The sequence below is a fragment of the Acidisoma cellulosilyticum genome, from assembly GCF_020621385.1.
Classification (GTDB): domain Bacteria; phylum Pseudomonadota; class Alphaproteobacteria; order Acetobacterales; family Acetobacteraceae; genus Acidisoma; species Acidisoma cellulosilyticum.
Map to the genome: position 1 here is coordinate 40738 of NZ_JAESVA010000013.1, position 18232 is coordinate 58969.

The window sequence follows — 18232 nt, forward strand, 5'->3', positions numbered from 1 at the left end:
TTCTTTCCGAAAACAGTGGTTGAGCCATGTCCCTGCCTGATCTGGAAGCCTGGGCGATCTTCGCCAAAGTCGCCGAAACCGGGTCCTTCGCCGGGGCTGCGGCCGATCTGGGCATTACTGGCCCGACCGTCTCCAAGGCTATTTCTCGTCTCGAAGCGCGGTTTGGGGAGAAGCTGATCCACCGCACCTCTCGCCGGTTCGCGCTGACCGAGACCGGGCGGGTGCTGGCTGTCCGCGCCGCGCAGATTCTGGCCGAGGGCGAAGCAGTGGAGGCCGAGGCCCAGGCCAAATCCGCGCGGCCCCGTGGGCGCATCCGGCTCGCCGTGCCGATGTCCTTCGGGTTGCGCCATGTGGCACCGGCACTGCCCGATTTCCTGGCCGAATACCCGGATATCTCCGTCGATCTGCATCTGGATGACCGGCTGACGGATCTGGTCGCCGGCGGCATCGATGTGGCAATGCGGATTGCCGATCTACCGGATTCAGGCCTGGTCGCGCGCCGGCTTTGTCCCATTCACCGCTATGTCGTGGGATCGCCGGACTATTTCGCGCAGGTCGGCAGGCCGGACCGTCCGCGTGACCTCAGCCAGCATCGCTGTTTCGGCTACAGCAATCTCGCCAGCGGCAATGTCTGGCATTTCCGTCACAAGACCAGCGGCCTGGAGGAGGCAGTGAGCGTCAGCCCGCGTCTGTCGGCCAATAACGCTGAAGCTTTGACGGCCTCGCTGGAAGCGGGCGAGGGCCTGGCCCTGCAGCCTGATTTCATCGTCTGGGACGCGATCGCGGCCGGCCGATTGGCGGCGGTCTTGCCGGATTGGGAAAGCCCCAGCCTGGCGCTGCATCTGGTGACGCCGGCCGGCGGCCCACGACCGATCCGCACGCAGGTGCTGATCGATTTCCTGGTCAGCCGTTTCGCGTCCGGCGCGGCCCCCTGGACAAGGGCGGCCCTCGCCTTAACCGGCTGACAGAGGCGCGCCGGCCGCCCCGTTTTCCTCTGCCGCGATGCAAGCCTCCAGAATATCCAGCGCTCGCATCATCTGATCCTCGGTCGTGATCAGGGACGGCGTCAGTGTCAGGACATTGCCCATGGTCGTCTTGAAGCTGAGCCCCTGATCGAAGGCGCGATACAGAATGGCCTCGGCCGCGTTGCTGGCGGCTGTCTTCGCTGCGCGGTCGGTCACGAGTTCGATGCCGAGCAGAAAGCCGCGCCCGCGCACGTCGCCGATCAGCGGATGCTTCGCCTTCATGGCGTGAAGCCGGTCGAGCGCCACATCGCCCACACGGCGCGCGTTTTCGACCAGATCCTCATCCTCGATGATCTGAATGGTCGTCAGCGCGGCCCGCGCCGTGACAGGGTTCTTCTCATGCGTGTAATGGCCGAAGGCATAGGCGCCGGCGACATCCAGATCGGGCCGGCAGAGCACCGCCGCGATGGGCAGAATGCCGCCGCCCAAAGCCTTGCCCATGACCAGGATATCGGGCGTCACCCCGTCATGGTCGCAGGCGAACATGCGTCCGGTTTTGCCAAGGCCCGTGGGGATTTCATCGAAGATCAGCAGCGTGCCATGGGCGCGGCAGGCTTCCGCCACGGCCTTCCAATAGCCGGGCGGCGGCAGATAGGGCACGGCGCGCGCGGGCTCGGCGATCACTGCCGCTACGTCGCCCTCACGCTCCAGCACGTAACGCAGGTAATTCGCGCAGGTCATGTGACAGAGGTCGAGGTCCGGCAGGCCATTCGGGGCGGGATAGCCGTAGGGGCAATGGTAGCAGGCGAAGGGGGCCACATGCTCCGTGCCCGGCAACAGCGGCCCGATGGGCCCGCTGCGGAACATGGCCTCACCACCCACGCTGGACGCGCCGAAACCGGCACCGTGAAACGCGTCCCAGAAGGAGATGGTCTTGAAACGACCGGTGGCGGCGCGCGCCACTTTCAGCGCGACCTCGATGGCGTCTGACCCGCCGGTCGTGAAAAGCACCTTCGACAGATCGCCGGGCGCGATCTCGGCCAGCTTCTCCGCGAGCGCCACCGCAGGCTCGCAGGTGAAGCGGCGCGGCGCGAAGGGCAGCGCGTCCATCTGCGCGGCAATCGCCGCCTTCAGGCGCGGATGCCCATAGCCGATGTGATGGACGTTATTGCCGTGGAAATCCATGTAGCGGCGGCCGGCGACATCCTCGATCCAGATCCCCTCGGCCCGCGCGATGGCATTGAGACAAGGGGAGGAGACCGATTGATGCAGAAAGGCGCTTGCGTCACGGTCGATCAGGTCCCGGCTCGCACCCTGGATTTGGCGCGCCGCCCAGTCCTGGCGGCGGGGCGAGTGGTTGACGTCGCCTTCGCCAGCCCGAACGGCAGCGGCGCGCACCGGACCTGTCATCTGTCTCGCCTCAGGGATGCTCGCCGCGTGCCATACGCGCCTCGATCTCGTCTAGGACCGGCACCAGATCGGCGATGCTGTCGATGACATAATGCGCGCCGACGGCGAGCAACGTATCCTCGGCCTGCGCGCGCAGCGCTGCCTGTTCCTCATCCGGGGTCGCGAGCCACTCCTCATGGCTGAGGCCGACGCAATTGCCGGAAATGCTGACGCCCACCGTCCAGGTGCCGGCGGCGAGGCCTTCCAGAATGCCGGGTTCGGTATCGTCGATCTTCACGACGGCGGAGGGCGGATAGACGCCCAGATCTGCGAAGCAGCGATACATCATCAGCGGCGTCGGGCGCCCGTCCGCCAGGTCACCGGCGCAGACCAGATTGTCCGGCACATAGCCTTGGGCTGCGGCCAGCGGCAGCACGCGGTCCATGATCGGGCGGACATAGCCGGTGGTGGAGCCGAGCTTCATGCCGCGCGCGCGCACGGCCTCGGCCATGGCGACGGCGCCGGGGATGAGCGTGCAATAGTCGGCGACGACATCGGTATTCAGTGGCACGAAGACGGCATAAAGCGCATCGATCTCAGCCTCGCCCGGCAGCGCGCCATGGGCGTCCGCCCAGCGCGCGGCGATATCGGGGTCCGCCATCAGGGCGGCGATATGGGCGCGTTTCGGCAGGCCCATGGGCTTGCGGGCTTCTGCCACCGAGACGTCGACGTCGAAGCGCTTATAGGCTTCGACGAAAGCGCCCATCGGCGCGCGGGAGCCGAAATCGATGACCGTGCCGGCCCAGTCGAAGATCGCTGCCTTGAGGTGGTGGCTCATGCGCACAACTCCTGAATGACTTCTTCGCCGATGGCGAAAGCGGTGGAAGCGCCGGTGCCGCTGGTGACGACCGTCAGCCGGACATCGTCCATCGGCTTGTCGAGCAAAGCGAGGCGGTCGGGCGCGGAGGCATAGGTGCCGATCCAGCGCTCCGTGATGTCGTATTCGACATGCGGGAAGACCGCGTGGAACTCATCCAGCACCAGATCGTCCAGCGCGGTGTCGGAGAAGGGGTCCATGGTGGTGCCATAGACATGGGTATCGCCCACCACCAGGCTGCCGTCGGCCGATTGCACGGCGATGAGATGCACGCCGCCGGCCAGATGCGGGGCCTGTTCCTGCTTCAGGCGGGTCAGCAGGGGGGCGGCCTCGGGCAGTTCCGAATAGCCGAGATAACGCACGAGCGAGAGGTCGGTCATCACCGCGCAGCCCAGCGGCAGCGGCGTGCGCGGCTTCAGCCGCATCATTTGCAGTTTTGAGCGGGTGACGTTGAACTCGGCCAGTCGGTCCGCGAACAGCGTCGCCAGATCGTCGCCCGGACAGACCGCGATCTTGGCGGCCTCGATGACGCCGTCGCTGGTCAAGACCCGGCCGCGCTCGACACCATGGACGGCGACGCCGCGCATGACGGTAACGCCGCGCGCTTCCTGCAACCAGGCGATGAGTTGCTGAATGGCCTCGCGGGATTCGACCCGGCGGTCATGCGGGGAATACAGGACGTTCTCGGCCTCGCCCGTCATCCAGGGAAAGCGCTTGCGGCCCTCGACGGCCGAGAGGATTTCACAGCCGACGCCCATGTCCGGGTGCGCGGCGAAGGCTTCAAGGACCGTCGCCGCTTCGGGGCGGCGGGCGACGACGGCCAGACCCTGATGGAGGATGGCAATGCCGGCCTGCGGGGCGACCTCCTCCCAGATATCGCGGGACCGCATGGCGCGGCGCCAGCACTCGCCCTGCTGCTGGCCGGTGACGGTGACGAAGCCGAAATTGCGGATCGAGGCGCCGACCGAGCGCTGGTCGCGATCGATCATGACGACACTAAGGCCAAGCCGGCTGGCGGCCAGCGCATGAGCGATGCCGACGATGCCGGCGCCGACAATGGCGATGTCATAGGTCATGGGCGGACTCGTATAGATGTGTCCGCCTATTAGCGAGCCGCGCCGGGGCGGAGCAATGGCAGAGACAGGCCGCCGCCGTTGTCTTTCATCATATCGTCATCCGCATGTCGTCATCCGCTCTGGCGCAACCTTGTCCCCCCGGGCGGCTGGACTGTCCGTTCATGCGCTTGTGGCCAATCCGGGTCGTGATAGATTGTTGCTGTTATGTGACAGAGAAGGAGCGAGACAGATGAAGTTTGTTCAAGTCCTGACGGCATTCGCGATGGTGCTTGCGATTGCTGCCTGCGCCGAAAAGCCGGTACCGCATAAATTGACGAATTCCGCGCCGGGTGACGGATCGGCGCCGTCGCAATCGAGCTGGTAAGTGGTTCGGTGGCGGGCCCTGCGCCCGTCACCTTGCCCGCTTGACGGCTAACCGACGCCGCCGACCATCCAGAAACTGGGTGGGGCGGTGCCGTTGACCGCATAATCGCCCACGATCCGCTGCTTGTAGATCAGCGGATTGTGGGAGGAGAGGGTGCGGGCATTGCGCCAATGCCGGTCCAGCGCGGTCGCGCGGATGGTGGAGGAGGCGCCGAGCGCATCGAACAGGGTTTCGGTCGCTTCCAGAACCAGTTTCGCGACCACCGGCTGCGCCTGATCGACGCTGATTTCGCTGATGATCGTGGCGGCATCGGCCTCCTCAGCCTTGCCGCCGATCGACAGGTCATAGACGGCCTGTGTGGCCTGGGCTGTCTGCAGCGTGATGGCAGCGGCGGCATAGGCCAGGCTGCGGACATGCCCCACGACCTGCAGCACCTGCGGATCGGTCTGCACTGTGCCGGCCGCACCATGGCTATAGGCGCGACGGCGGCCAGCGACCTGGTCCGTCAGATCGCGCGCAGCCGCGCGGCCGATGCCGGAGAGCGTGGCCAGATGCACCAGCTGATAGAAGGCCGTGCGATATTTCGAGCGGGCATCGAAGGCAAATACATCCTCAGGAAAGACCGGTGCATTGTCGAAGACCGTCGTGCCGCTGCCCGTCAGCTTCTGCCCGAAGCCGGACCAGTCGTCATGGCGGGTGACGCCCTCGGCCGTCGCGGAAATGAAGCCGCTGCGGATCTCGCCGTCCAACTCTGCCGCGAAATGGACCCAGTCGGCATAAAGCGTGCCGGTGGTGTAGAATTTGGTGCCGCTCAGCCGCAGGATATCGCCCTCGGCCTTCAGCACCGTTTCGAAGGAGCCGAGCGTATTGCCGGCGGCCTCGCTCAGCGCGCTGCCGACCAGATCGCCCGCCACGAAACGCGGCAGCCAACGTGCGCGCCGGTCCGATCTGCCGGCCGCGAGGATGTCCTCCACCGCGCCGAAATGCGCGCGCAACGCCTGGGTCACGTTGGAATCGGCCGCAGATAATTCGATCATCAGGCCCATGAGTTCCGGGATGGTGGCACCCAACCCGCCGTCTGAGACAGGAATGCGCAGCGCGCCAAAACCGGCCGCCTTCAGCCAGGCAATCGGCTCATAGGGCAGAATCCGCTCGGCCTCACGCTGGATGGCGTCGGTCGCGATACGCCGAAAGATCGGGCGGAACCGCTCGGCCAGCGCCGCGTAGCTGGGCGAGGAAGGGGCAGGAAAGGCGGCTTCGGTCTCGGTCATCAGCGTCTCATTAATTACGATTTAAATTAGGTATTTTCGGTATGAAGGATAAATTTGCAATATTGTGTCGTTATTTAACCTATCGCTTGGCCGATCCAAAGCTTTTATAACGGCGCGCGGGGGCAGATCCTGCCTGCCGATGCGTGACGCCGCTCAATCATAAAAAAACGGGGGAAACCATGCCGGAGAACGAGGTCACCGAGACGGAACGCCGGGCGCGCTGGCGGCCGGAGACGATCGCACTGCATGGCGGTCGCTATCGGGCGGACCCTGCGACGGGCGCGGTCGCCGTGCCGATCTACCAGACGACCTCCTATCAGTTCCAGGACGCTGACCATGCCGCGCGTCTTTTCGCGCTGGAGGAGCTGGGCAATATCTATAGCCGCATCATGAACCCGACTCAGGATGCGCTGGAGCGGCGTTTGGCGGCGCTGGAAGGCGGGGTGGCGACGCTGGCCTTGTCCTCCGGGCAGTCTGCCTCAGCCTTCTCCATCCTCAATATTGCCGAAGCCGGCGATAATATCGTGAGTTCCACCGATCTCTACGGCGGCACCTGGGCGCTGTTTGCCAATACGCTGCGGCGGATGGGTATCGAGGTGCGCTTCGTGGACCCGGCGGACCCGCAGGCCTTTGCGCAAGCCACCGACGACCGCACGCGCGCCTATTACGCCGAGACTTTGCCCAATCCGAAACTGGAGGTTTTTCCGATCGCGGAGGTGGCCGCGATCGGCCGGCAATACGGCGTTCCGCTGATCATGGACAATACGGCCGCCCCGCTGACGGTGCGGCCTTTCGACCACGGCGCCGCTATCGTTGTCTATTCAACGACGAAATACATCGGCGGTCATGGCACCTCGATCGGCGGCGCGATCATCGACGGCGGCAATTTCCCTTGGGAAAATCATAAGGCGCGCTTTCCGCTGCTGGCCGAGCCCGACGCCGGCTATCACGGCGCCGTCTGGATCGAAGCCGCGAAACCGATCGGCCCCATCGCCTATATCCTGCGCGCGCGGGTGGTGCTGCAACGCGATCTGGGAGCGGCGATGTCGCCGTTCAACGCCTTTCAGTTCATTCAGGGGATTGAGACGCTGCCGCTGCGCATCCGTCAGCACAATGCCTCGGCCCTGATCGTCGCTGGCTTTCTCAAGGACCATGCGAAAGTCGCGCGCGTCATCCATCCGAGCCAGCAGACGGGGGAAGCACGACGCCGGGCCGAGCGCTACCTGCGCCCGGAATTCGGTGAGGGCGCGCTGCTCGGTTTCGAACTTGCCGGCGGCGCCGAGGCCGGCAAGCGCTTCATCGATGCGCTGCAGCTTTTCTATCACGTCGCCAATATCGGCGATGCGCGCAGCCTGGCCATTCATCCGGCGACGACCACGCATTCGCAGCTGACGGTCGAGGAGCAGGCGCAGACCGGTGTCACGCCAGGCTATGTTCGCCTCTCGATCGGTCTTGAACATCCCGAGGATATTCTGGATGATCTGCGTCAGGCGCTGGCGAAAGTCTGAAAAGGATCTGACGAGGAATGGCGGCTGCCAGTTTGCGGTCTGGCAGCCGCCGAGCGGTGTTCGAAGTCTGGTTCCGACAACGCTTGCGAGGTCTAGCCTCATCCGCACTATCGGATTTCCAACCGTTTCGCGCGAGAGGCTGAGTGCTCAACTTCGTGTGACATGCGATGAGGCAATTGCAAGTCAGATGTCCAGCGATGCTGCGTCCTTAAGAAAACAACGGCAGGCTGGGGCCTTGTTGGAGCGTTCTTGCTGCCGTCGCAGGCCTGGGCGAGGGCATTGCCGGGTCAACCTCGTCGGCCAGACCCGCATCGTTCTGCTGCGCGCTGTTGACGCGGGATGACACCGGCCAGGCCCGCAGCGTGTTGGCAGGCGTCGGCTGCAACAGCGGCGTTGGGTCACGGTCGATCTCGCCCAGCCAAAGCGGCCAGTCTTCCGGTGAGAGGACCAGCGGCATGCGTTCATGCAGCGCTGCGATATCGGCGCCGGCGACTGTGGTGACGATGACGAAGCTGCGGATGACCGTGCCGTCCGGCCCACGCCAGCCTTCCCATAGGCCGCCGAAGACCAAGGGCGAGCCGTCCTTGCGCGCGACGGCATAGGGCTGGCGGCCCTCTGTCCCCGTATGCCATTCGTAGAACAGCGTCGCCGGCACCAGGCAGCGCCGTCCGCCCTGATAGGCGCCGCGGAACAGCGGGGCGGTCGGCAGGGTTTCGGCCCGCGCGTTGATCGGCCGGGTCTGCCCAGACAGGGGCGCGCCCGGCAATTGCTTGGCGAAATGCGGCAGAAAACCCCAGTTCAGCGCATCGGCCCGCCGGGCGCGGGTCTCAGGATGGCGGCGGATGACCAGCGCATCCTGCCGCGGCGTGATGTTCCAGGACGGTGCCTGGCCCGGCAGGTCGCCACGGACAGCAAACAGCGCCTCGATCTGCTCAGGAGGAAGGGTGGAAGCGAAACGACCGCACATGCCTTGACCATGGCCCGGCCCGAGCGAGTCGCCAAAGACCCCTATCCGACCTCGGTGTCGACGACCGACAGAAACTGGCTGAGCGCCGGGGTTCGCTTCTCCTCATGCCAGACCAGCCTGAGCTCGGCATAGGCGAGGGGATCGGCCTGAAGCGGTCGGGCGGCGATCTCTGGTCCGCCGAGATCGGCAATCGCCTCGGGCACGATGCCGAAGCCAAGCCCGGCCGCGACCAGACCCAGCACGCTGCCGACTTCCGAGACATGCCATTTGACCGGCAGGCTGATACCGGCGGCATGCGCCAGGTCCGTCACTACACGCATGATGCCGACCGCTTCGCTGTCCGGCAGGCCGATCATCGTCTCCTCCGCCAATTGTCCGATGGAAATAGACGACAGGCGGGCCAGGGCATGGCCCTGCGGCAGAATGACGCAGAGCGGCTGGCGGGAATGGAATCGGGTCTTCAACGGCGGCGCGACGTCGATCGGCGCGCGCACCAGCGCGATGTCGATATCCCCGGTCCCGACCGCGTCCAGCAGGCCCAGGATGCTGCCTTCGCGCAGGCTAAGCTCCACGCCCGGACAGCGATCGCGCATGCGGCGCAGTTCGGCCGGGAAGCGGCGCTCGAACATGGCCGAGCCGACATAGCCGAGGACGATGCGCCCGGCCTCGCCCCGCGCCACGCGCTGGACCTGCTCTATCGTCTCGCCATGCAGGCGCAACAGGCGGATGGCTTGGTCGCGACACAGGGTTCCGGCCGCCGTCAGGTCGATGCCGCGTTTGCGGCGATGGAACAGGCGCGCGCCGATCGCTGCCTCCAAGCCGCGGATCTGCTGGCTCAGGGCGGGCTGGGCGACGCCCAGTTTTTCGGCCGCTAGCGCCATGTGCAGCGTCTCGCAGACGGCCAGAAAGACCTGCAGCCGCCGCAGCGACACGGTGGACAATAAAGAATCCATAAGACAGAACTTATCAATATCGCGGGTTCAAGTATATCGATCTTCAGAAAGTGCGAGGCCATTCTTTGGGCAGACCAGGAGGCCCGAGCCATGGATTCCATCTTCAACCCGCCCTTGTCCGACACGGATGAGATTACCGACCTGCGCTCCGCCATCGCGCGGCTGGAAAAGCTGCCGGGGCAGATCCGCTCCACCCATCATCCTGTCGACCCGCATGCGGAACTCGCCGGTGTCTACAAGCGCATCGGTGCCGGCGGCACGGTGATGCGCCCGACCCAGAAGGGTCCGGCAATGATTTTCGAAACTGTGAAGGGCTATCCCGGCGCGCGGGTGCTGGTCGGCCTGATGGCGGACCGCAAGCGCGTCGCCCATCTGCTCGACAGCAAGCCCGAAGACCTTGGCCGCCGCATGGGGGCGGCGGTTGACAACGCTATCGCGCCGGTCGAGATCGAGGGCGCCGCGCCCTGCCAGGAACAGGTCTTTCGCGCCGACGATCCGTCTTTCGATCTGCGTCGCCTGCTGCCGGCGCCGACCAATACCGAACAGGATGCCGGTCCTTATTTCTGCCTGGGCCTGCTGCTTGGCAGTGACCCGGACGAAGGCCATACCGATGTCACCATCCATCGCCTTTGCGTGCAGGGCCGCGACGAACTTTCGGTCTTCTTCGCGCCCGGCCGCCATATCGACGCTTTTCGTGAGAAGGCGGAAGCGCGGGGGCAGGCGCTGCCCATCACCATCAATATGGGTCTCGACCCCGCGATCCTGATCGGTGCCTGTTTCGAAGCGCCGACGACGCCGTTCGGCTTCGATGAGCTTGCGGTGGCCGGCGGGCTGCGCGGTCGCCCGGTGGAGCTGGTCCGCGCCAAGACCGTCGATCAGCGCGCCATCGCGCGGGCAGAGATCGTCATCGAGGGCGAGATCCTGCCGAACGTGCGCGTGAAGGAAGACCAGAATACGGGCACGGGCCATGCCATGCCGGAATTCCCCGGCTATGACGGGCCGGCCAATCCTTCGCTGCCGGTCATCAAGGTCAAGGCCGTGACTATGCGTCACAACGCCATTCTGCAGACGCTGGTGGGGCCGGGCGAGGAGCATACCAGCCTCGCCGGCATTCCCACGGAAGCCAGCATCTACAATGCCTGCGAGCGGGCGCTGCCGGGCTTCGTCAAGAATGTCTATGCCCATACGGCGGGTGGCGGAAAGCTGCTGGCGGTGATCCAGGTCTGCCAGCGCAGCGCCGGCGACCAGGGCAAGGCACGCCAAGCCGCCATCATCGCGCTCGGCGTCTACCGCGAAGTGAAGAACGTCATCATCGTCGATGACGACGTCGATCTTTTCGACAGCGACGATGTGCTGTGGGCGATGCAGACCCGCTATCAGGGTGATGTCGACACAATCTTCCTGCCGAACGTGACGGGCCATGTGCTCGATCCCTCACAATCGCCGGAGTACAATGCCGCGATCCCCGCCAAGGGTATCAGCTGCAAGACGATCTTCGACTGCACTTATCCGTGGAAGATGAGGAAGCATTTCGAACGCGCCCCTTTCCGCGATGTGGACCCGACGCCCTTCGCGCCCGATCTTTTTCCCAAGGCATAAAACCCATGATGAAAGCAGCACCGCCGTCGCGGATCGTGATCGGCATTACCGGCGCCACAGGCATCATCTTCGGCATCCGCGCGCTGCAGGTGCTGCGACAACTGGGTGTCGAGACGCATCTTGTCGTCTCCCGCGCGGGGGAAATGACGCGGGCCTATGAGACGGAGATGAGCCGGGAAGCGCTGCATGCGCTGGCCGATGTCTCCTACCCCGTCAATGACGTGGGTGCCGCCATCGCCAGCGGATCCTTCCGCACCATGGGCATGCTGATCGCGCCCTGTTCGGTCCGCACGCTGGCCGAGATCGCCAGCGGTGTCACCACAACCGTGCTGACCCGGGCGGCCGATGTGGTGTTGAAGGAACGCCGCCGTCTGGTGCTGATGGTGCGGGAAGCGCCGCTGCATGCGGGCCATATCCGCAATATGCTGTCGGTCACGGAAATGGGCGGCATCATCCATCCGCCCATGCCGGCCTTCTACACCAATCCGACCTCGATCGCCGATATCGTCGATCACTGCCTCGGCCGTGCGCTGGATTGCTTCGGGCTCGATATGCCGGATATGCCGCGCTGGGGAGAGACGGAGGCGGCTGCGATGGCTAAGGCTGAGGCCGTCTCTATTTAGCCGATTGGCCTTCGGTATGAGCTCGGCTGACAAGCACAATCACCAGCGGATCGACCCCATTAGTGCTGGTCAGACAAACTTCGAAGTCGCGGCTTACGTCTTCTTGCGCTTGAGCATTTTCATGACGCGGATGGCAAGCCGCGTCAGTGCCGGCATCGTCGTCGGGCGCAGCAGGCGCGTGTCATAGCCTGAGAAGCGGCGGTCATTCTCGGACAGGCAGATCTGCATGAGGTCGAGGATCTCGATCTCGACATTGCTGACCGACTGCGCACCCGTCACGGTGAAGTTGTTGTCCTGCGTGCGTTCCTTGCCGTCGCCGTCCATGCTGCGGGCAAGGCCGACGCGCTCGTAACCCAGGAAGACCCAGACCGCCCAGACGCGCATCTCAAACCAAGGGCGTTTGTAGAAGGGCAGTCTGGCGCGATGCCAGGCGAGCCAATTCGCAAACAGCAGGATGTGGCGGCACTCCTCCTGCATCACCGGCTCGAATGTCTCGATCAGTTCCGGCGGAAAGAAGCCGGAGCGCTTGGCGACTTCGAACAGGCCGAAGGCGAAGAAACTATCCACGCATTCGCTGAACCCGGTAACCAGATAGGCCCATTCCGTATCCTTCGGCTTGATGTAAGGCGGCTCGACGGCCAGCGGAATGTCATAGGCCTGGACGAGTTTCGACAGCACTTCCTTATGCCGGTTCTCTTCCCAGGCGTTCAGCGCCAGGGCCATGCGCATATTGGGGTCGCGCAGATCGCCCGCATAGGCCGCCATGCGCAGCCGCGCCTTGCCCTCGGTCTCCACCGCAATATCCCAGATCGGCAGGGAGGTGATGCGGTGCAGCGTCTCCGGGTCCAGCTTCGGCCAAGGAATGACGGAAGGGCGATAGGGGTTGAAGGTCTCCTCGAACATGCGATGGACCTCAGTCTTATGGATGTCCGATCCGATGCGGATTCGCCCTTGGACCTTGCTTTGCCAATGTCGCGCGACAAGATCTGCCTTTTCCATCGCGTCCAGCGGGCGTTCGGTCGGCAGCACGGGGGGCACGAAACCCGGAACATGAGATTCGGTGAAAAAATCATCCAAGGCAGCGCTCATCGTTCCTGACCTTTGCATGCAGACCGGCTTCTGACCGTTTGGTCAGTTCCACTATAGCGACGGTCCGGGCCGGCGCCAACGGAGAGCAGGGTAGCGCAGGATGTGGCGTGACAACGCAATGAAGACGCCTCGCGGGCGATGTCGAGTGATCGACATCGCAGCGAAACAATCCTATTCTCTTTGAGGAGATCCGCTTGTCAGCAGCTTCTCCGTGATTTCGCCGAAGCGAAATCACCGGAAGCCGTTGGTGCCCAGAAGAAGACTCGAACTTCCACGACCTTACGGCCACAGGTACCTGAAACCTGCGCGTCTACCAATTCCGCCATCTGGGCAATCCTGCGGTGACGCGGGGTGTAACCATCCTGTCGCTTCGCGTCAACAGGGGCCGATCACGAGATCGCGCTCAAAGCCGTGCTTGATCTTGAGGGCTGCTCTGCTGCGCCGTAATGCTGTGTGAACTTAACGATGGGCAAAGGGGAAAACGCGATGCGAAGCGACGAGCGCAGGATTGCGACGGTTTTCGGGGGCGCGGGTTTCATCGGCCGTTACCTTGTGCCGCATCTGCTGCGGCAGGGATTCACCGTGCGGGTCGCCGGGCGAGACACGGAAAAGGCGACGCGTCTGAAGCCTATGGGCAATCCGGGTTTCGTCGTGCCGATCTACGCGCCGCTCTCGGATGCGGCGGCCGTCGCCCGCGCCATCCAGGGGGCAGAGGTGGTCGTCAATCTCGTCGGCATTCTGGCGGAGAAGACCTCCGGCGATTTCAACCGCGCCCATGGCACCGGGCCGCGCGTCATCGCGGACCAAGCCTCGCGCGCCGGGGTTAAGCGCATGGTGCATATCTCGGCGATCGGCGCCTCGGGCACCAGCAAAAGCGGCTATGGCCGCAGCAAGGCTGCGGGGGAGGTGGCCGTTGCGGCTGGCTTCCCCGACGCGGTGATCCTGCGCCCCTCCATCGTCTTCGGGCCTGAGGATCAGTTCTTCAACCGCTTCGCTGGCTTGGCCCTGATGTCTCCCGTCATGCCCGTCATCTCCGGCCGGACGCGGTTTCAGCCGGTCTATGTCGGCGATATCGCGGAGGCGATCATGGCAGGGCTGGCGCTGCCGCCGGAGGCGCCGCGCCTTTATGAGCTGGGCGGGCCGGAGGTGCTGAGTTTTCAGCAGATTCTGGCCTATATCCTCAAACAGACAGGCCTGCACCGCCCGCTGGTCAGCATTCCGGCAGGCTTGGCCCGCCTGCAGGCCCGCGTGCTGGAACGGCTGCCCGGCAAGCTCCTCACCACCGATCAGCTGGAGATGCTGGCGCAGGATAATGTGACGAGCGGGCTGGTTCCGGGCTTCGACTCCCTCGGCATCACGCCGCGCCCGATCGACCTCGTCGTGCCCGCCTATCTCGCCCGCTATGGCCGGCCGCGCCCAAATTCGTGATCGAAACGGAGCGGGGGCGATGCCGGGCAGGCGCGTAACGACGCTTGCGGAAATCGGCTCCCGCACAACATGGCCTCTCAGCTGATTGTGACGGCGAGGTTTCAGTTCAGACGTCTCGCCACGAATTTGGGAGGTTTCCGTGAAGGTTATTTCGATCCGTGCTGTCGTCCTTGCCCTGGCGCTGGGCTCGACCGCTCTCTCGCTTTCTGCCTGCGGTCATTCACCGCTGACGCGTGCTTTGACCGGTGGCGCCATCGGTGCGGGTGCCGGTGCGCTGGTCGGTGGCGCGACGGGCGGCAATGCCGGCACCGGCGCGCTGGTGGGCGGCGGTATCGGTGCGGCTGGCGGTGCGCTGACCGCGCACTAATCCTTGTCTCGCGTCCCTGTTGTGCGCGGCATGGCTTCCGTTTGCGCACAACAAGGGATGTGGCAGGTCTGATCTCGGCTTTTCAGGCGCCCATCACGACGGGCGCTATGCCAGAGAAGGACCATGTCCGTTCCTGTCTGGCTTCCAGCCCTTCTTGGCTTTCTGACCGCTGTCGGATCGATTTCGATCGACATGTATCTGCCCGCTTTTCCGCAAATCGCGCGGGAGCTGGGGCAGGTGCGCGGTGGCGCGCAGATTACCCTCGCGACCTTCTTCGTGGGGCTGGCTTTGGGTCAGCTGATCCTTGGGCCATTGGCGGATCGCGTCGGCCGCAAGGCGCCGCTGGTCGTCGGCATGACACTGTATACGCTGGCGACGATCGGCTGTGCGCTGTCCACCAATCTCGTCTCCTTCTCCGTTTTCCGCTTTCTCGCGGCCCTCGGTGGCGCGTCCAGCATGGTGGTGCCGCGCGCCGTGGTCCGCGATTTGTCGAATGGGCCGAGTGCGGCGCGGATGATGGCGCAGCTGATGCTGGTCATGGGCGTCTCGCCCATTCTGGCACCGGCGCTGGGTGGTTTCGTGCTGAACTGGGCTGGCTGGCGGGCCATTTTCTGGGTGCAGGCGGTCTACGGCATCATCAACCTCTCGCTCGTCGTCCTTCTGCTTCCCGACACGCTGCCGCGTGAAATGCGGATACGCCACGGGCTTATCAGTGTCTTTCAGCGCTATGTGCAGGTGGCGAAGGATCGTAATTTCCTGCCGGCGGCGCTGGTCGTGGCCTTTGCCAGCGCGACGCTGTTTTCCTATCTCGGCGGCTCACCGCTGGTCTTCGAGACGGGCTTTCATGTCAGCCCGGTCATTTACGGCTGTATCTTCGGGCTGAACGGCTTTGGCCTCATCATGGTGAGCCAGCTCAACGGGCGCGTCTTCGCCAATCGCTTCGGCATCGACCGGACTTTGACGACGGCCGTGCTCGTCATGCTGGGGGGCACCGTCTATCTGACCATCGTCTCCCTCCTCGGTCTTGCCGGGCTGGTGCCGACGCTGATCGGGCTATTTGTCTGCATCGCCTCGCTGGGCTGCATCTTTCCCAATGGCACGGTCGCGGTGATGTCGCGCCAACACGCCAATGCCGGTGTCGCTTCCGCCCTCACCGGCACGCTGCAATTTTCCATCGGTGCCGTCAGCGGCATGATCGTCGGCGAGCTGAGTGATGTTTCGCCCCGCGCGATGGCGGTCTGCATGCTTGTCAGCGCGTGTTGCGTCACTGTCTGCAACCGGATGCGCCCGCGCGGCTAGAGCAGATCACAGTCAGATGGAATCATCTGACTGTGTGAAGATGCTCGCAAAAACAATAATCTAGAGCGGTATCTGTGAGCGTAAGCGAACAGGAAACGCTCTAGCGGTTTCGGGTCAGACGAACATACCGCCCGAAACCTCGATCCGCTGACCATTGACCCAGCGGTTGTCGGCGGAGAGCAGGCTCGCGATCATCGGCCCGATATCGTCCGGCAGCCCGACGCGGCCGAGCGCCGTCATGCTCGCCACCATGCGGTTGATCTCCGGCACGTCGCGCACATGCCCGCCGCCGAAATCGGTCTCGATGGCGCCGGGTGCGACCGTATTCACGGCGATGCCGCGTGCCCCGAGTTCCTTGGCGAGATAACGGGTCAGCACCTCCACACCGCCCTTCATCGCCGCATAGGCGGAGTAACCGGGCAGGCTGAAGCGGGCGAGGCCGCTCGACAGGTTCACGATGCGCCCACCGTCAGCGATCAGCGGCAGCAGGCGCTGCGTCAGGAAGAAGACGCCTTTCAGATGGACGTTGCAGAGCGCGTCAAACTGCGCCTCCGTCACCTCGGCGAAAGGCGTATTCATGCCGATGCCGGCATTGTTGACCAGGAACTGGAAGCGGTCCTTGTCCCAGGTCTCATGCAGGCTCTTTGCCAGACTTTCGACGAAGGCCGGGAAAGTGCCGGTCGCGCCGGCGTCGAGCTGAAGGGCAACCGCCTTGCGGCCGAGGGCTTCGATCTCACGAACGGCGCTCTCGGCCTCATCGGCACGGGAATGATAGGTGAGGATGATGTCCACGCCGCGTTTCGCGAGGTGGATGGCCGTATTGCGGCCAAGGCCACGGCTGCCGCCGGTGATGAGGGCGATCTCGGTCATATCTGATCTCCGTTTGGGATAAGACTTTGTAGAGAGGCGGCTCCCGGCGCAGTTGCCGGAACCGCGCGATCTCTTGCCTGATCCTCCAAACCCTCTGACCGGTTTGGCGAGGCCGTGCTAGGGAAAGCGCCAGAAGGAGACGGGTCATGAGTGACGCCCTGAAGCGCGCCGTCTGGCGTTACACCGATGCTCATGCCTCATCTCTGGGGCTGGCGGAGACCCCGGTCGCGGGTCTGACGCTGATGCGGCATTATGCGCCGACGCAGATCGCCCATGTCATCTACAAGCCGCTGGTTTGCCTGGTTCTCCAAGGGGCGAAGGAGGTCATGGCTGGCGATCAGGTCTGGCGGTTCAATGCCGGGCAGTCGCTTCTGGTCAATGTCGACCTGCCGGCCATCGGGCGCATTACGCGGGCGACGCGGACGGAGCCGTATCTCGCCGTCGCCTTCCAGTTGGATATGGCGGTGATGCGCGGCGTGATGAAGGAGATGGCGGCGGTGCCGCCTGCGGCCGCGCTCACGCATCCGCCGCTATTCGTCGAGGAGACCGAGGATGTCGTGCTCGACAGTATGTCCCGGCTCGTGCGGCTGATCGACAGGCCGGAGGCTGGGCCTGTTCTGGGCCCGGCGATCATCAAGGAGCTGCATTACTGGCTGCTGATGGGGCGGCACGGCGCGCATCTGCGGCGCCTGGCGCCGGCCGACAGCCATATGCAACGTATCGCACGCGCCATCGCGCTGCTGCGGGAGGAGTTCACGCAACCGCTGCGGGTGGAGAGGCTGGCCGAGGCGGCGGGCATGAGTCCATCGTCGTTCCACCAGCATTTCAAGACGCTGACGGCGGTCTCTCCACTGCAATTCCAGAAGCAACTGCGGCTGTTGGAAGCGCGGCGGCTGATGCTGGCCGAGGGTCAGGCGGCGGCACAGGCGGGCTTTGCGGTCGGCTATGAAAGCGCGTCCCAGTTCACGCGCGAATATGGCCGCATGTTCGGCAATCCGCCGAAGCGGGATGTGACGGACAGCCGCGCAGCGGCGTGAGGAGGCTTCCATGACGCAGCACATTCTCGGCGGTTGTCTTTGCGGTGCCGTGCGCTACCGGCTGACGGAACGGCCCTATAATAGCGGGCTTTGTCATTGCGAGACCTGCCGCAGAACGGGTTCGGCGCCAGCCTTGCCCTGGGCCGGTATCGCCTGTGCTGCCTTCGCCATCACGCAGGGGGCGCCCGTCGCCTATCGCTCCTCCGCGCGCGTGGTGCGGAGCTTTTGCGGTACCTGCGGCTCACCATTGACCTATTTCCACGCGGATAAGCCCGACAAGATCGACGTCATGACCTGCAGCTTGGATGATGCGGAGGCTTTTCCACCGACTGAGCATGTCTGGGTCTCCGAGAAACTCGCCTGGGATGTCCTGGGTGACGGTCTGCCGGCCTATGCAACCGGCGAGCGGGAGACGTAGCGCGTCCTGCTTCATGTGTCGCCCGCCTGCTTGTCACGCGGGTCTAACCGTTGCGGCTCTCAGACGCCGTCCACCTGCCGAGGTGGGTTGATGCGCGGAACAAGTCAGCGCACGACTATAAGGAGGGGGCGC

General features: G+C 64.5%; 18 protein-coding genes and 1 tRNA gene. 10 read left to right on the forward strand and 9 right to left on the reverse strand.

Annotated elements, in window-relative coordinates; translation table 11 throughout:
* Positions 1 to 26 precede the first annotated feature (26 nt).
* Positions 27 to 965 (forward strand): LysR family transcriptional regulator, encoded by a 939-nt coding sequence (locus ACELLULO517_RS24355; protein WP_227310048.1) that lies wholly within the window; start codon positions 27 to 29, stop codon positions 963 to 965.
* On the opposite strand, the gene pbfA is transcribed toward ACELLULO517_RS24355, so the two are convergent.
* The 3 genes from pbfA to ACELLULO517_RS24370 are packed head-to-tail and all read right to left on the reverse strand — an operon-like array spanning position 954 to position 4307.
* A complete protein-coding gene (pbfA, locus tag ACELLULO517_RS24360) occupies positions 954 to 2375 on the reverse strand; it encodes a (R)-1-hydroxy-2-aminoethylphosphonate ammonia-lyase (protein ID WP_227310049.1) in 1422 nt (473 codons plus the stop codon). The genes ACELLULO517_RS24355 and pbfA overlap by 12 nt on opposite strands.
* Positions 2376 to 2385: 10 nt before the next feature.
* Positions 2386 to 3192: a phosphonoacetaldehyde hydrolase gene (gene phnX / locus ACELLULO517_RS24365; protein WP_227310050.1), complete on the reverse strand. Its 807-nt coding sequence runs from the start codon at positions 3190 to 3192 to the stop codon at positions 2386 to 2388.
* On the reverse strand, positions 3189 to 4307 hold the full coding sequence (locus ACELLULO517_RS24370; RefSeq protein ID WP_227310051.1) for a TIGR03364 family FAD-dependent oxidoreductase: 1119 nt from the start codon (positions 4305 to 4307) through the stop codon (positions 3189 to 3191). The genes phnX and ACELLULO517_RS24370 overlap by 4 nt, the downstream gene beginning before the upstream one ends.
* Before the next feature lie 229 nt (positions 4308 to 4536).
* On the opposite strand from ACELLULO517_RS24370, the gene ACELLULO517_RS28780 reads away from it, so the two are divergent.
* Positions 4537 to 4671 carry a hypothetical protein gene (locus ACELLULO517_RS28780; RefSeq protein ID WP_264481647.1) on the forward strand — a complete coding sequence of 45 codons (135 nt, stop codon included), beginning with the start codon at positions 4537 to 4539 and terminating at the stop codon, positions 4669 to 4671.
* Positions 4672 to 4718: 47 nt separating this feature from the next.
* Here the strand turns inward: ACELLULO517_RS28780 and ACELLULO517_RS24375 are convergent, their stop codons facing one another.
* Positions 4719 to 5942: an acyl-CoA dehydrogenase family protein gene (locus tag ACELLULO517_RS24375; RefSeq protein ID WP_227310052.1), complete on the reverse strand. Its 1224-nt coding sequence runs from the start codon at positions 5940 to 5942 to the stop codon at positions 4719 to 4721.
* A gap of 179 nt (positions 5943 to 6121) precedes the next feature.
* On the opposite strand from ACELLULO517_RS24375, the gene ACELLULO517_RS24380 reads away from it, so the two are divergent.
* Positions 6122 to 7450, forward strand: coding sequence for an O-acetylhomoserine aminocarboxypropyltransferase/cysteine synthase family protein (locus ACELLULO517_RS24380; protein ID WP_227310053.1), 1329 nt, complete (start codon positions 6122 to 6124; stop codon positions 7448 to 7450).
* A gap of 208 nt (positions 7451 to 7658) precedes the next feature.
* Here the strand turns inward: ACELLULO517_RS24380 and ACELLULO517_RS24385 are convergent, their stop codons facing one another.
* Both ACELLULO517_RS24385 and ACELLULO517_RS24390 read right to left on the reverse strand, forming a co-directional pair.
* Positions 7659 to 8417 carry an SOS response-associated peptidase gene (locus ACELLULO517_RS24385; RefSeq protein WP_227310054.1) on the reverse strand — a complete coding sequence of 253 codons (759 nt, stop codon included), beginning with the start codon at positions 8415 to 8417 and terminating at the stop codon, positions 7659 to 7661.
* 41 nt (positions 8418 to 8458) lie between these two features.
* The gene (locus ACELLULO517_RS24390; RefSeq protein WP_264481648.1) at positions 8459 to 9370 is read right to left on the reverse strand and encodes a LysR substrate-binding domain-containing protein; all 912 of its coding nucleotides are present in this window, start codon (positions 9368 to 9370) and stop codon (positions 8459 to 8461) included.
* Between the two features lie 90 nt (positions 9371 to 9460).
* Between ACELLULO517_RS24390 and ACELLULO517_RS24400 the strand changes: the two genes are divergently transcribed.
* Together ACELLULO517_RS24400 and ACELLULO517_RS24405 are read left to right on the forward strand one after the other, a co-directional pair.
* Entirely contained in the window at positions 9461 to 10969 is a 1509-nt protein-coding gene (locus ACELLULO517_RS24400; protein ID WP_227310055.1) for a UbiD family decarboxylase, read from the forward strand.
* A 5-nt stretch (positions 10970 to 10974) separates the two neighbouring features.
* The gene (locus tag ACELLULO517_RS24405; RefSeq protein ID WP_227310056.1) at positions 10975 to 11592 is read left to right on the forward strand and encodes a UbiX family flavin prenyltransferase; all 618 of its coding nucleotides are present in this window, start codon (positions 10975 to 10977) and stop codon (positions 11590 to 11592) included.
* A gap of 93 nt (positions 11593 to 11685) precedes the next feature.
* On the opposite strand, the gene ACELLULO517_RS24410 is transcribed toward ACELLULO517_RS24405, so the two are convergent.
* Entirely contained in the window at positions 11686 to 12681 is a 996-nt protein-coding gene (locus ACELLULO517_RS24410) for a ferritin-like domain-containing protein (protein WP_406566294.1), read from the reverse strand.
* Positions 12682 to 12926: 245 nt separating this feature from the next.
* Positions 12927 to 13013, reverse strand: a tRNA-Leu gene (locus ACELLULO517_RS24415).
* A 154-nt stretch (positions 13014 to 13167) separates the two neighbouring features.
* On the opposite strand from ACELLULO517_RS24415, the gene ACELLULO517_RS24420 reads away from it, so the two are divergent.
* The 3 genes from ACELLULO517_RS24420 to ACELLULO517_RS24430 all read left to right on the forward strand — a co-directional run bounded on the left by ACELLULO517_RS24420 (position 13168) and on the right by ACELLULO517_RS24430 (position 15775).
* Positions 13168 to 14109, forward strand: a complete 942-nt coding sequence (locus ACELLULO517_RS24420) for a complex I NDUFA9 subunit family protein (protein WP_227310057.1) — start codon at positions 13168 to 13170, stop codon at positions 14107 to 14109.
* 139 nt (positions 14110 to 14248) lie between these two features.
* Complete coding sequence (locus ACELLULO517_RS24425; RefSeq protein WP_227310058.1) at positions 14249 to 14476, forward strand: hypothetical protein; 228 nt, start codon at positions 14249 to 14251, stop codon at positions 14474 to 14476.
* A gap of 123 nt (positions 14477 to 14599) precedes the next feature.
* Positions 14600 to 15775: a multidrug effflux MFS transporter gene (locus ACELLULO517_RS24430; RefSeq protein ID WP_227310059.1), complete on the forward strand. Its 1176-nt coding sequence runs from the start codon at positions 14600 to 14602 to the stop codon at positions 15773 to 15775.
* A gap of 114 nt (positions 15776 to 15889) precedes the next feature.
* On the opposite strand, the gene ACELLULO517_RS24435 is transcribed toward ACELLULO517_RS24430, so the two are convergent.
* Entirely contained in the window at positions 15890 to 16645 is a 756-nt protein-coding gene (locus tag ACELLULO517_RS24435) for an SDR family NAD(P)-dependent oxidoreductase (protein ID WP_227310060.1), read from the reverse strand.
* A gap of 146 nt (positions 16646 to 16791) precedes the next feature.
* On the opposite strand from ACELLULO517_RS24435, the gene ACELLULO517_RS24440 reads away from it, so the two are divergent.
* Positions 16792 to 17682, forward strand: coding sequence for an AraC family transcriptional regulator (locus ACELLULO517_RS24440; protein WP_227310061.1), 891 nt, complete (start codon positions 16792 to 16794; stop codon positions 17680 to 17682).
* Between the two features lie 10 nt (positions 17683 to 17692).
* A complete protein-coding gene (locus tag ACELLULO517_RS24445; RefSeq protein WP_227310062.1) occupies positions 17693 to 18100 on the forward strand; it encodes a GFA family protein in 408 nt (135 codons plus the stop codon).
* Positions 18101 to 18232: the final 132 nt, after the last annotated feature.